We start from the raw sequence: 13145 nt of genomic DNA, 5'->3' as shown, positions 1-13145 counted from the left end.
CGAGCGCTGGCGCCGTCGGCACGGCAAATCAAACACCGCAGGGCCGCGATCATGATGATCGCGGCCCTGCGGTGTGTGCGCGGCGGTTAGCGTTTACTTGGCGTCGGCCGGGGCCTGTGCCTCGGCGTCGGCCTTCTTCTTCTCGGGTTTGAAGTCGATGCCGGCTTCCTTGCGCTGCGCCGCGGTGATCGGGGCAGGGGCGGAGGTCAGCGGGTCGAATCCGCCACCGGTCTTCGGGAAGGCGATGACGTCGCGGATGGAATCCGAGCCGGTCAGCAGCTGCAGCACGCGGTCCCAGCCCAGGGCGATGCCGCCGTGCGGCGGGGCGCCGTACTTGAAGCCCTCAAGCAGGAAGCCGAACTGGGTCTGCGCCTGCTCCTCGCTGACACCCATCAGCTTGAAGACGCGCTCCTGCACGTCGCGCTGGTGGATACGGATCGAGCCGCCGCCGATTTCATTGCCGTTGCAGACGATGTCATAGGCGTAGGACAGGGCCGACCCCGGATCGGTGTCGAAGGTGTCCAGGAACTCGGGCTTCGGGCTGGTGAATGCGTGGTGCACCGCGGTCCAGGCGCCGGCGCCAACCGCCACGTCGCCCGAGGCGACGGCGGCGGAGGCTGGTTCGAACATCGGTGCGTCGACGATCCAGACGAAGGCCCAGTCCCCGTCCTTGATCAACCCGGTGCGGTGGCCGATTTCCACACGCACCGCGCCAAGCAGGGCGCGGGATTCGCTGCGATCGCCCGCGGAGAAGAAGATGCAGTCCCCCGGCTTGGCGCCGGTGGCCGCAGCCAGGCCGGCCTTCTCCTCATCGGAGAGGTTTTTGGCTACCGGGCCGGCCAGCTCGCCGTCTTCCTTGAGCAGGACGTAGGCCAGGCCCTTGGCACCGCGCTGCTTGGCGAATTCCTGCCAGGCATCCAGGGTGCGGCGCGGCTGCGCGGCTCCTCCGGGCATCACCACGGCGCCCACGTAGGCCGACTGGAACACCTTGAAGGAGGTGTTCGCGAAGTACTGCGTCATCTCGGTCAGTTCCAGGCCGAAACGCAAATCCGGCTTGTCGCTGCCGTACTTCTCCATGGCCTCGGCGTAGGTCATGCGGCGGATCGGGGTGGGGACCTGCACGTCGATCAACGCCCAGATGTCCTTCACCAGCTTCTCGCCCAGCGCGATGATGTCGTCTTCCTCGACAAATGAGGCTTCGATGTCCAGCTGGGTGAACTCCGGCTGGCGGTCCGCGCGGAAGTCCTCGTCGCGGTAGCAGCGGGCGATCTGGTAGTACTTCTCAAAACCGCCGACCTGCAGCAGCTGCTTGAACAGCTGCGGGGACTGCGGCAGGGCGTACCAGCTGCCCGGGGACAGGCGGGCCGGGACCACGAAGTCGCGGGCGCCTTCCGGGGTGGAGCGGGTCAGCGTCGGGGTTTCGATCTCGACGAAACCCTCATCGTGCAGCAGGTTGCGGGCCACCCGGTTGACCTCCGAGCGCAGGCGCAGGTTGCGGGTCGGGGTGGGACGGCGCAAATCCAGGTAGCGGTGGCGCAGGCGCGCCTCCTCGCCGACCTCGACGTGCTCATCAACCTGGAATGGCAGCGGGGCGGCGGTGTTCAGCACGATCACCTCATCGGCGATCACCTCGATGGCGCCGGTGGGAAGGTTCGGGTTCTCATTGCCTTCCGGGCGGCGCTCGACGGTGCCCTTGATCTGCAGCACAAACTCATTGCGCAGCGGGTGGAAGTCCTCCTCGTCGCGTACCACAACCTGGGCGACACCGGAGGCGTCGCGCAGGTCCAAGAACGCCACTCCACCGTGGTCACGGCGGCGGGCGACCCAACCGGTGAGGGTGACCTGCTGTCCAATGTGCTCGGCGTTTAGCACGCCCAGCTGATGAGTGCGTAGCACTACGATCCTTTCGGTCGATTCACTTAGATGTGCGAAGTTGTTCTTCGCCAAAGTTTAGTGCACCCGGGTGGGCGCGTGGGTGCGGGCGGCTAGCCCACGGTGTTGTGCAGGTCCGCTGCCGGCGGGGTCCAGCTGGCCGGATCCGCGGCGACCTGCTCGCCCGAACGGATGTCCTTCACCTCGTGGGTGCCATCCGCATGGGTGAACCAGACAAACGGAATGCCGCGGCGATCTGCGTACTTGATCTGTTTGCCGAACTTCTCCGCGCTGGAGGCCACCTCGCAGGCGATCCCCCGAGCGCGCAAGCTTGCGGCGACATCCTGCGCCTCGTGCCAGGAGTCCTCGGCGGCCAGCGTGACATATACCACCGAGGGCACGCTGCGGGCCGCGGTCACGGTTTCCTCCGCCAGGATGCGCGAGATCAAGCGGGTGACGCCGATGGACAGGCCGACCCCGGGGTAGGTCTTCTTGCCCTTGGAGGCCAGCGACTCGTAGCGGCCGCCCGAGCAGATGGAGCCCAGGGATTCGTGGCCCACCAGCACGGTCTCGTAGACGGTGCCGGTGTAGTAGTCCAGCCCGCGGGCGATCGACAGGTCGGCCATGACCTTGCCCGGGGCGCGTTTGGAGGCCGCGGCGATGACCTGGGAAAGTTCGTCCAGGCCGGTGTCCAGCAGTTCGTGTTCGACCCCCAGGGCGCGGACCTGCTGAACGAAGGAGGTGTCCATGGTACGGATCTTGGCCAGCGCCAGCGCGGCGGCGGCCTGCTGCTCGGTGGCGCCGACCTCTTCAACCAGGATCTTGGCCACGGCCTCGTCGCCGATCTTCTCCAGCTTGTCGATGGCGCGCAGCACCGCATCGGGGTCTTCCAGGCCCAGGCCGCGGTAGAAACCCTCGGCCAATTTGCGGTTGTTCACCCGCAGGCGGAAGTCGCCGATCGGCAGCGCGGAGAGGGCATCGGCGATGGTCAGCGCGAGTTCCACGTCGTAGCTGAAGGGCAGGGTGCCTTCACCCACCACGTCGATATCCGCCTGGGTGAATTCGCGGAAACGGCCGTCCTGCGGGCGTTCGCCGCGCCAGACCTTCTGCATCTGGTAGCGGCGGAACGGGAAGGCCAGGTGTCCGGCGTTCTCCACCACGTAGCGGGCGAAGGGGACGGTCAGATCGAAGTGCAGGGCCAGCGCGTTGGGATCGTTTTTCTCATCCTCGGCGGCGAGCCGGCTCAGTCCGTAGACTTCCTTGTCGATCTCGCCCTTGCGCAGCAGCTGGGCGCGGGTTTCCACCGCGCGTGTCTCGATATTGGCGAAACCATGAAGTTCAAAGGTGCGGCGCAAGGTGTCAAGCACATGCTGTTCGACCACGCGCTCGGCCGGAAGCCATTCGGGGAAACCTGATAGGGAGGCCTTGCGTGCCATGAAACTCCTTGGTGCATCGTGCTGTAGGCAAAAACTGTGCGCAAACCGTGGTGCGAACGCGCTACCGATCCATCTTATCGCGCGAACACAAAGAAACCTGCGCACGTCGGCTTACTAAGAAGTGGAGGTCACAGGTAGAGTTGGCTCTAGCAAGTACAGCGCAAAAGTGAAAGAGTTTCAGCGGTGACCACCAGTCAGCAATCCGACGACAGCCAGAAGACCCCGGTGCCGCAGGCCGTAAAGCCTGCCGCCAAGCCGGTCGTAGCCCAGCCAGTCGTGCATACCACCCCCCTTGACGAGGCGGCGAAGTTCGCTCGCGTTGCCGAGGACGGCCACGTTTTTGTCATCATCGACGGGAATGAACATCCGGTCGGCCAGTACCCGGATGCCAGCGAGCAAGAGGCGCTTGCCTACTTTGTGCGCAAGTATGACGATGTGTTCTCGCAGCTGTTGCTGCTTGAGCAGCGTGTGGCCGCCAAGGCCCCGGCCGGCGAAATGGGCAAGACCATCGATGCCTTGGCTGCGTTGCTGACCGAACGGCACATGGTTGGCGATCTTGTTTTGCTTGAATCGCGTCTTCAAGCCGCTCGGGTTGCCGTGCAGGAACTCTCCGCCGCCCAGCGCCAGGCCAACGAGTCGGCCCGCGCCGAGCAGCTGGCCCTGCGCGAGGGAATCGTCGACCAGGCCGAAGCCATGGCCGCCAAACGCCCCGAGCAGATCCAGTGGAAAACCGCCTCGGCGGCCATGAACGAACTGTTCGACCAGTGGAAGGCCACCCAGCGTTCTTCGGTGCGCCTGCCGAGGGCCACCGAAGATGCGCTGTGGAAGCGTTTCCGCGCCGCGCGCACCACCTTCGACCGCCACCGCCGGGCCTACTTCTCCCAGCTGGATTCCACCAACGCCGCCGCGAAATCGGTGAAGGAGGAGCTGATCGCCCGCGCCGAGGCGCTGCAAAGCTCCACCGACTGGGCGGCCACGGCTGCCGAGTACCGCAAGCTCATGGACGAGTGGAAGAAGTCGCGCCGTGCCTCGCGCAAGGACGACGACCAGCTCTGGGGCCGCTTCCGGGCCGCCCAGGACGTGTTTTTCCAGGCGCGCACCGAGGCCAATGCCGCGGTGGATGCAGAGTATTCGGCCAATCTGGTTGTGAAGGAAGCCCTGCTGGCCGAGGCCCGCGCCCTGCTTCCGATTAACGATTTGGCGACCGCCAAGGGCAAGCTGGATTCGATCCGCACCCGCTGGGAAGATGCCGGCAAGGTGCCCCGCGGGGACCTGCAGCGGATCGAGTCGGCGCTGCGCCAGGTTGAGGACGCGGTCAAGAACGCCGAAGAGGAGGCTTGGCGCCGGTCCAACCCGGAGACCAAGGCCCGCTCGAACTCGATGCTCAGCCAGCTGCAGGAAACCATTTCCGCACTGGAAGCAGATTTGGCCGCCGCCCAGGCCAAGGGCAACGCCAAGCAGATTGCTTCCGCCCAGGAAGCCCTGGATGCCCGCCGCATGTGGTTGAGCACCCTGGAGAAGTCGGCTGCCGACTTCGAGTAATCCACAGTTCGTCTGAACACCGCCAACGCGGCGGCGCTAACTGGTTTAGTAGCCTTATGGAGAATCTACATCCCACGGCTTCTGCACGGTGCGCCGCCGCGTTGCGCATTCCAGAGGACCTTTTGATTGCCGGTGAGGTGTTCAGCCGCAATGAGCTGAACGCCATGGCGTCGCGCGGCTTGCTTCGGGAGGCACTGGGCAACTGTTTTGTGCCGGTGTTTTTCAGCTACGACGCCGGGGTGCGGGCGCGTATTGCATGTTTCGCCTCCGGGAGGGCATTGCAACGCAACGATGTGATCTGCCGGGAAACCGCGGCCTGGGTGCACGGGCTGCTGCCCTACACCTTTGTGTTGCGGATTTCCTCGAGCGGCTACCGCCGGCCCTACCGCCCGGGCAACGGCCTGCAGGTCAGCTTCTCGCAGCTGCCGCTGAGCGAAGAGGACATCGTGTTCCGCCAGCGGGTCAAGGTCACCAGCTTGCTGCGCACCGTGTGCGACTGCGCGGCCTATGACCCGCTGCCCACCGCTACCCGGGTGCTTGCCGAGGTGCTGCGGCTCGATGACCCCTACCTGCATCTGGACGCGGTGGCCGCGCGGCTGGCGCAGTATCCCAAGCAGGCGGGGGTCAATCGGGCCTTGCGGCTGGTCGACTCGTTTGCCTCATCGGCGGAGCATGAGGCAGGCCGGCCCGCGGCGGCCTAGCGCCGAGAGCCTGCCGTGGTGCGGTACACGTCGTACACCCCGTCGATGCGCCGAACCTGATTAAGCACATGGTTCAGGAACTTCGGATCTCCCATTTCGAAGGAGAAGCGTGAGATCGCCACGCGTTCGCGGCTGGTCTGCACCGAGGCGGAGAGGATGTTCAGGTGGTTTTCCGACAGGATGCGGGTCACGTCGGAGAGCAGCGACTTGCGGTCCAGGGCCTCGACCTGGATTTCAACCAGGAAGACCCCATTGTGTTTCGAGGCCCAGGACACGTTTACAATGCGGTCCGGTTCCCCAGCCAGCTGCGCCAGGTTCAGGCAGTCGGTGCGGTGCACCGAGACCCCCGCGCCGCGGGTGACGAATCCCTGGATCTCATCCGGCGGGACCGGGGTGCAGCAGCGCGCGAGCTTGACCAGCACATCGCCCACACCCTCCACGATGATTCCGGCGTCGTTCCCGGTCCGTTTGCTGGGGGTGTTGACCTTGACGGTGGCTTCCTCGTCGACCTGCTCGGCCTCGGGAGGTCCGATCAGGGCGGTGAGGTGTTCGATCACGTTCTGCGCACTGGTGTGCCCGTCGCCCACCGACTGGTAGAGCGCGGAGATATCCGAATGGTGCAGCTCGCTGGCCACCGCGGAGAGCAGGTCGTGGGTCATCAGCTTCTGCAACGGAAGCTGGTTGCGCCGCAACTCCTTGGTGAGCAGTTCCTTGCCCTTTTCGATGGCCTCCTCGCGGCGCTCCTTGGAGAAGTACCCGCGGATCTTCGCCTTGGCGCGCGGGGAGCGCACAAAGTTCTGCCAGTCCTGGGAGGGTCCAGCGCCCTCGGCCTTGGAGGTGAAGACCTCCACCACGTCGCCCTGTTTCAGCTCGGTGTGCAGCGGGACAAGTTTGCCATTGACCCGCGAACCGATGGTGCGGTGCCCCACGTCGGTATGGATGGCGTACGCGAAATCCACCGGGGTGGCCCCCACCGGCAGCGACATGATGTCGCCCTTCGGGGTGAACACGTAGACCTCGGCCGAGTTGATCGAATAGCGCAGGCCGTCCAGGAACTCCTCGGAGTCCTCGGTGTCCGCCTGCCATTCCATCAGCGAACGCAGCCAGTCCATGTTCTGCTCCGGGGAGAGCATGGAGTTGGCGTTCTGCCCGTGCTTGTACTGGAAATGCGCGGCCACACCGTATTCGGCGCGCACGTGCATGTCATGGGTGCGGATCTGGATCTCCACCGGCTTGCCCTCCGGGCCCATCACCGTGGTGTGCAGCGACTGGTAGAGGTTCAGCTTCGGGATGGCGATGTAGTCCTTGAAGCGGTTGGGCAGCGGGTTCCACTGCGCATGGACCACACCCAGCGCGCCGTAGCAGTCCTTGACGTTGTCCACCAGGATGCGGACACCCATCAGGTCGTGGATGTCGTCGAAGTCCTTGCCGCGCACGATCATCTTCTGGTAGATCGAGTAGTAGTGCTTGGGCCTGCCGGAGACCGCCGCGTGGATGGAGACCTCGGTCAGGTCCTTGTCCAGGGTCTGGCGGATGGCGGCCAGGTACTTCTCGCGTTCCGGGGTCCGGTCCCCCACCATGCGCACGATCTCCTGGTAGACCAGCGGGTGCAGCGCGGCGAAGGACAGGTCCTCCAGTTCCCACTTGACCGTGTTCATGCCCAAGCGGTGGGCCAGCGGGGCGAAGATCTCCAGGGTTTCCTTGGCCTTGCGCGAGCTGGACTCGGGTGAGACGTAACGCCAGGTGCGCGCGTTGTGCAGGCGGTCGGCGAGTTTGATCAGCAGCACCCGGATATCCCGGGACATCGCCACCACCATCTTGCGCACGGTTTCCGCCGGGGCGGCATCGCCGTAGGTGACCTTGTCCAGCTTGGTGACGCCGTCCACCAGCATCGCGATCTCTTCGGAGAATTCCTTTTTGACCGATTCCAGGGAGTACTCGGTGTCCTCCACGGTGTCGTGCAACAGGGCGGCGGCCAGGATGGAGCCGGTCATGCCCATCTCCGCCAGGATGGTGGCTACGGCCACCGGGTGGGTGATGTAGGGGTCCCCGCTTTTGCGTTTTTGGCCTTCGTGGTACTTTTCGGCCACCTCATAGGCGTGGACCAGCAGGTCCAGGTCCGCCTTGGGGTGTTTGGACTTCACGGTGCGCAGCAACGGTTCAAGGGTCGGCGAGGTGCTCGGTGTGCTGCCGCGGCCGGCGAAGCGCACCAAACGTGAGATCGAGCGTCGTTTTGCGTTGTTCATGTTAGGCGTGTTGGCCATGCCCCGCTCCTTTCACGTTCCACCGGTCAAACAGCGACGGCGTCGGGCACGGCGGGGTTATCACCAGGTGCCGACGCCACTGCCTGCGTTCGGTCGAGATCTGTGCCGCCGCGAGGGGTGCCGCGGCTACCAGTAAAAACACGTTCTCCAGTTTATTCGTTATAGCACGTGAAGCCGGTGTCTACTAATTCAGCGGCGTCATGGTTAACGATCAGCGGCACCCGCCACGGGTGTGACGGATGCCGATGATCTTGCTGCGCGGTGCCTGCGGCGGCTTTAGGCCGCGGCCTGCAGCTTCTTGGTGTGCGCTACCACCTCGGTGTCGTTGCGGCGCAGCCAGTAGTACAGCGGCGCCTGGACGAAGAGGGTGGACAACGCCGAGACGATGATGCCGACGAACAACGCCAGCGACAGGTCCTTCAGGGTGCCGGCGCCGAGCATGTAGGAGCCGATGAACAGGATCGAGGCGACCGGCAGGACCGCCACCACGGAGGTGTTGATCGAACGCACCAGGGTCTGGTTCACGGCGAGGTTCACCTGCTGCTCGAAGGTGCGCTCCGAGCCCTGGGCGAAGTCCTTGGTGTTCTCGCGGACCTTGTCGAACACCACCACGGTGTCGTACAGCGAGTAGCTCAGGATCGTCAGGAAGCCGATGATCGCGCTGGGAGTGATCTCGAAGCCGGAGAGCGAGTAGACGCCCGCCGTCACGATGATCACCGTAATTAAGCCGATGATCGCCGCGAGCGACATCTTCCAGGTGCGGAAGTACGCTGCCATGAGCAACCCCACCAGCACGATGAACACCAGCAGGCCGACCAGGGCCTGTCGGGAGACGTCCTGTCCCCACGTCGGGCCGATGAAGTTGCTGGTGACCTCATCGGTGCTCACACCGTATCCGGCGGCCAGGTCCTTGGCGATGGCCAGGGTCTGGTCATCGGTGAGCAACTCCGTCTGGATGCGCATGGTGCCGGGGGCGATGTTGGTGACAGTCGCCTCGGCTTCCGGGGCGACCGCCTTCACTGCGTCCTGACCGATGTTCTGCTCGGTGTGGGTGGTGTTGGACACCATGAATTCGGAGCCGCCGCGGAAGTCGATGCCGAGGTTGAATCCGCCCTTGACAACCGGAACCAGGATCGAGAGAACCACCAGCACCGCGGCGATGGAGAACCACAGCCGGCGCTTGGAGGTGAACGGGTAGGAGCGTTTGCCCGTGTAGAGCTCGTTGCCCCACGTGACCAGCTTATTCATTCTTCTCCTCCTGGGACGAGCGATTCGCGTCGCTCGCCTTGGCGCCTGAGGCGGCGTGCGCCTCGGCACGTCGGCGTTCGGCGATGGTCATCCGCTTGGCGGCTTCCGCGCCGGCCCGCTGGTGCTTCTTGCCGCGGTTTTCTTCCGCATTGGCGGTGAAGCTGCGGATCTTGCCAGCGCCCTGGTACAGCGGTTCAACACCGAGCAACGACGGATCCAGGCCGGAGAGGCGGTGTCCGTTGGCGAAGAACTTGGTGCGCGCCAGCAGCACCAACGTCGGGTGGGTCATTCCGTACACCACCACGAGGTCGATGATCGCGGTCAGGCCCAGGGTGAAGGCGAAGCCTCGCACGTTGCCGACGGCGACGATATACAGCACCACAGCGGCCAGCACGTTCACTGCCTTGGAGGCCAAGATGGTGCGTTCGGCACGCTTCCAGCCCACGGCCACGGCGCTTGCCAGCGGACGGCCGTTGCGCAGCTCGTCCCTGACGCGTTCGAAGTAGACGATGAACGAGTCGGCGATCAGGCCGATGGCAACGATCAAGCCGGCCACACCGGCCAGCGAGAGGCGGTAGTTCATGCCCCAGCCAAGCAGCACCAGCGCCAGGTAGGTGAGCACACCGGAAACCAGCAGCGAGGCGATGGTCACCAGGCCCAGGGCGCGGTACTGGAAGAGCGAGTAGATGAACACCGCGACCAGGCCGATAATGCCGGCGATCAGACCGGCCTTGAGCTGGTCGGCACCGAGGGTGGCAGAAACCTGCTGCTCGGACTGGATGTCGAAGCTGATCGGCAGGGCGCCGTACTTGAGCTGCTCGGCCAGCGCCTGGCTGGTCTCCTGGGTGAAGCCGCCGGAAATCTGCGGGCGGCCGTCGGAGATCACGGCGTTGGTGGTTGGAGCGGAGATGGTGTTGCCATCAAGCACGATCGCGAACTGGTTTTGCGAACCGGTCAGCGAGATCAGGCGCTGGGTGGTGGCTGCGAAGGTCTTGGTTCCCTGCGCATCGAATTCGATGACCACAACCCATTCGCCGGTGACCGAACCGTTCACCCCGCGCGCCAGCTGGGCGTAGGCGTCGGAAATCTGGTCGCCGGGGATTTCCTGCGGTCCCAGGATGTACTTCACACCCATACGCACATCACACGAGATCATCGGCTGGGCCGGATCATGGGTGGTGGTGCTGGCCTCGAGAAGCTCGGTGGGGCAATCGTAGGCCTCGAACTGCTTGTAGAGATCGGTGGAGATCCAGTTGGTGTCCGAAGGGTTCTCCGGCTCGCCGGATGGTTTGGGAATGTCCGCGTCCGGGGTGCGGTCGGCTTCGGGTGTCGCGGCAAACGCGCCGGTGATCAGCACCGGGCGGAATTCCATGTTCGCCGAGGCCTGGATCAGGTCGCGGGTCTCCTGGGTTGGGACACCGGGCATCGAGACCACAACGTTGCGTCCGGACTGGGTGGTGATTTCGGATTCGGTCACACCGGCACCGTCCACACGCTGGCGGATAATTTCCACCGCTTGGTCAAGTTGTTCCTGGCTGATCGACTCGTCGCCCTGGACACGCGGCGCCAGGATCATCTGGGTGCCGCCTTCCAGGTCGAGGGCAAGCTTTGGCGCGAAGGCCGTTTTGCCGCCGAGCACGCCGCCCACCAGCACGCCGGAGGCGATGAGGAAGACCACCAGCAGCCACAGCAAGGCCTTGCGTGCCTGCTTCTCAGGTCTAATTGATGACATCTAATGTGCTTTCTGGTCTAGGCGAACCCGAGGCGGGCCGCCACGATTCTGCCTGGTTTAGGCGTTGCGCTCGTCCTTGCCTTCGTCGTTCAGGCGACGAAGGGTTTCCTCGGGGGTCTCTACCGAGCTGGTTGGAGCAGCAGTGGTTTCGGCCTCAACTTCGGCAGGAGCAGTTGCCGCGGTGGCGTCCTTGTCCACGAAGGTGGAGATGGCCTGGCGGTGCAGGGTCAGCACCACGCCGTTGGCGACCTCAACCAGCACGCGGTCTTCTTCATCGATGCCCACCACGGTGCCGAAGATGCCCGAGTTGGTCATCACCTTGGCGCCTGGCACGGTGTTGTCCTTCAACTTTTCCTGCTGGGCTGCCTGCTTCTTGCGTCCACGGAACATCATGAAGATCAACACTGCGAACAGTGCGACCATCAAGATCATCGAGGGGTTGAAGCCGCCGCCACCGGCCTGGGCGATCACCAGAGAGTTCACGTAAATTACCTGCTAACGATTCGTTGCGAATGCTAAAGTTCGGGATGCTGCCAGCGTCATCGACGCGCAAAACAGCATAGACGCCCCACCCAGACCCGAAAAAGGGTATAGGTCAGGCGTCTATAGTCTAATGGGTGCGCGACTACTGGCGTACCATTTACGCGACGGGTGAAGCGATGCTGGCCTAATCCTCATCGGATTCATAGCTTTGTGCGCTGGCAAAAATTGCATCCTTGGGCATTGCCAGGCCAAGGTGCTGCCAGGCGGCAGGCATGGCAATACGCCCACGCGGGGTGCGTCCCATCAGGCCTTCGCGGACCAAGTACGGTTCGGCAACGGTTTCCACGGTTTCGGTTTCCTCCCCCACCGCAATGGCCAGGGTGGACAGGCCCACCGGTCCCCCGCCGAATTTGAGGCAGAGTGCTTCGAGCACCGAGCGATCCAGCCGGTCCAGCCCCCTGGCATCCACCTCGTACATGTCCAGGGCCGCGGCGGCGGACTGGGCGTCGATCTCTTCAAGTTTGTGCACCAGCGCCCAGTCGCGCACACGGCGCAGCAGCCGGTTGGCGATACGCGGGGTGCCACGCGAGCGTCCGGCGATTTCGGTGAACGCCGCGGAGGTGACCCGCAGGTCCAGCATCATGGCCGAGCGGCGCAGCACCAATTCAAGTTCTTCAACGGTGTAGAACTCCAGGTGGCCGGTGAATCCGAAACGGTCGCGCAGCGGGCCGGGAAGCAAACCGGCTCGGGTGGTGGCTCCGACCAGGGTGAACGGCGGCAGTTCCAACGGGATCGCGGTGGCGCCGGCACCCTTGCCCACGATGATGTCCACCCGGAAATCCTCCATGGCCATGTAGAGCATTTCTTCGGCCGGGCGGGACATCCGGTGGATTTCATCCAGGAACAGGACCTCCCCTTCGGTCAACGAAGACAGGATGGCCGCCAGGTCGCCAGCGTGCTGGATGGCCGGACCGGATGAGATACGCAACGGAGCGTTCATTTCCGCGGCAATGATCATCGACAGGGTGGTTTTTCCCAGCCCCGGCGGACCGGAGAGCAGCATATGATCGGCGCTGCGTTCACGGATCTTCGCCGCTTCCAGCACCAGCGAGAGCTGCTGGCGAACCCGGGCCTGGCCGACAAAATCATCCAGGTTGCGGGGGCGCAGCGCGGCTTCGAGCACACGCTCTTCGGGTTCGCTTCCGGCGTTGGTCAGCGGTTGGGAATTAGACACGGGTTCATCCTATCGGGCACGGTTGGCGCTGGACATGCTGCGCAGCGCCGCACGGAGAATGTCGGCGACATTGCCGGTGGAAACCACCTCGGGATCCGCCTTGGACAAGGCCTTGAGGGTTGCCGTGGCATCCTTCTCGGTCCACCCGAGCCCGGTGAGCGCCTCGATGACCTGCGGCTCCCAGGTAGCGCTGGCACCGGCCGCCGCGGCGGATGTAACCGGCGCGCCGGTGGGAACCAGCTTGCCGTTGAGCTCCAGCACGATGCGGCTGGCGCCTTTCGGGCCGATACCCGAGACCTTGGTGAAGGCGGCGGTGTCTTTGGTGTTGGCGGCGATGCGCACCTCTTCCGGGGTGTGCACGGCGAGGATCGCCAGTCCGGTGCGCGGGCCGATGCCGGACACCCCGATGAGTACCTCGAAAACGTCGCGTTCATCGGTAGAGGCGAAACCGAAAAGGGTCATCGAATCTTCGCGGACCACCATGGAAGTGTGCACGGTGGCCTCGCGCCCCTGATGCAGGGTGGACAGTGTGCCGGGGGTGGCGTTGACCAACATGCCAAAGCCGTTTACGTTGAGCACGGCGGTGTTCAGGGTCACCGCTTGGACGGTGCCGGTCAATGAGCTGATCATGCC

General features: G+C 64.5%; 10 protein-coding genes. 2 read left to right on the top strand and 8 right to left on the bottom strand.

Annotation, left to right across the window (positions count from 1 at the left end; all coding sequences use genetic code 11):
- Positions 1 to 93 precede the first annotated feature (93 nt).
- Positions 94 to 1896 carry an aspartate--tRNA ligase gene (gene aspS / locus ACIOWL_RS12900; RefSeq protein ID WP_400385620.1) on the bottom strand — a complete coding sequence of 601 codons (1803 nt, stop codon included), beginning with the start codon at positions 1894 to 1896 and terminating at the stop codon, positions 94 to 96.
- 89 nt (positions 1897 to 1985) lie between these two features.
- Positions 1986 to 3308, bottom strand: coding sequence for a histidine--tRNA ligase (gene hisS / locus ACIOWL_RS12895; protein ID WP_400385618.1), 1323 nt, complete (start codon positions 3306 to 3308; stop codon positions 1986 to 1988).
- Between the two features lie 183 nt (positions 3309 to 3491).
- Here hisS and ACIOWL_RS12890 point away from each other — a divergent pair, with 183 nt between their 5' ends.
- Both ACIOWL_RS12890 and ACIOWL_RS12885 read left to right on the top strand, forming a co-directional pair.
- Positions 3492 to 4850 carry a DUF349 domain-containing protein gene (locus tag ACIOWL_RS12890; protein WP_400385615.1) on the top strand — a complete coding sequence of 453 codons (1359 nt, stop codon included), beginning with the start codon at positions 3492 to 3494 and terminating at the stop codon, positions 4848 to 4850.
- Between the two features lie 56 nt (positions 4851 to 4906).
- Positions 4907 to 5551 (top strand): hypothetical protein, encoded by a 645-nt coding sequence (locus tag ACIOWL_RS12885; protein WP_400385613.1) that lies wholly within the window; start codon positions 4907 to 4909, stop codon positions 5549 to 5551.
- Here ACIOWL_RS12885 and ACIOWL_RS12880 read toward each other — a convergent pair.
- From ACIOWL_RS12880 to ruvA, 6 genes are all read right to left on the bottom strand, one after another.
- Entirely contained in the window at positions 5548 to 7815 is a 2268-nt protein-coding gene (locus ACIOWL_RS12880) for a RelA/SpoT family protein (RefSeq protein ID WP_400385610.1), read from the bottom strand. The genes ACIOWL_RS12885 and ACIOWL_RS12880 overlap by 4 nt on opposite strands.
- 276 nt (positions 7816 to 8091) lie before the next feature.
- Positions 8092 to 9063, bottom strand: a complete 972-nt coding sequence (gene secF / locus ACIOWL_RS12875; protein WP_400385608.1) for a protein translocase subunit SecF — start codon at positions 9061 to 9063, stop codon at positions 8092 to 8094.
- The gene (gene secD / locus ACIOWL_RS12870) at positions 9056 to 10795 is read right to left on the bottom strand and encodes a protein translocase subunit SecD (protein ID WP_400385605.1); all 1740 of its coding nucleotides are present in this window, start codon (positions 10793 to 10795) and stop codon (positions 9056 to 9058) included. Before secD ends, secF begins: the two co-directional genes overlap by 8 nt.
- Positions 10796 to 10852: 57 nt before the next feature.
- Positions 10853 to 11278, bottom strand: a complete 426-nt coding sequence (gene yajC, locus ACIOWL_RS12865; protein WP_400385602.1) for a preprotein translocase subunit YajC — start codon at positions 11276 to 11278, stop codon at positions 10853 to 10855.
- 184 nt (positions 11279 to 11462) lie between these two features.
- Positions 11463 to 12512, bottom strand: coding sequence for a Holliday junction branch migration DNA helicase RuvB (ruvB, locus tag ACIOWL_RS12860; RefSeq protein WP_400385600.1), 1050 nt, complete (start codon positions 12510 to 12512; stop codon positions 11463 to 11465).
- Positions 12513 to 12521: 9 nt separating this feature from the next.
- The gene (ruvA, locus tag ACIOWL_RS12855; protein ID WP_400385598.1) at positions 12522 to 13142 is read right to left on the bottom strand and encodes a Holliday junction branch migration protein RuvA; all 621 of its coding nucleotides are present in this window, start codon (positions 13140 to 13142) and stop codon (positions 12522 to 12524) included.
- Between the last annotated feature and the right edge of the window lie 3 nt (positions 13143 to 13145).

It is taken from the genome of Glutamicibacter sp. NPDC087344, assembly GCF_044744225.1.
Classification (GTDB): Bacteria; Actinomycetota; Actinomycetes; order Actinomycetales; family Micrococcaceae; genus Glutamicibacter.
This window is presented reverse-complemented; position numbering and strand designations above follow the sequence as displayed.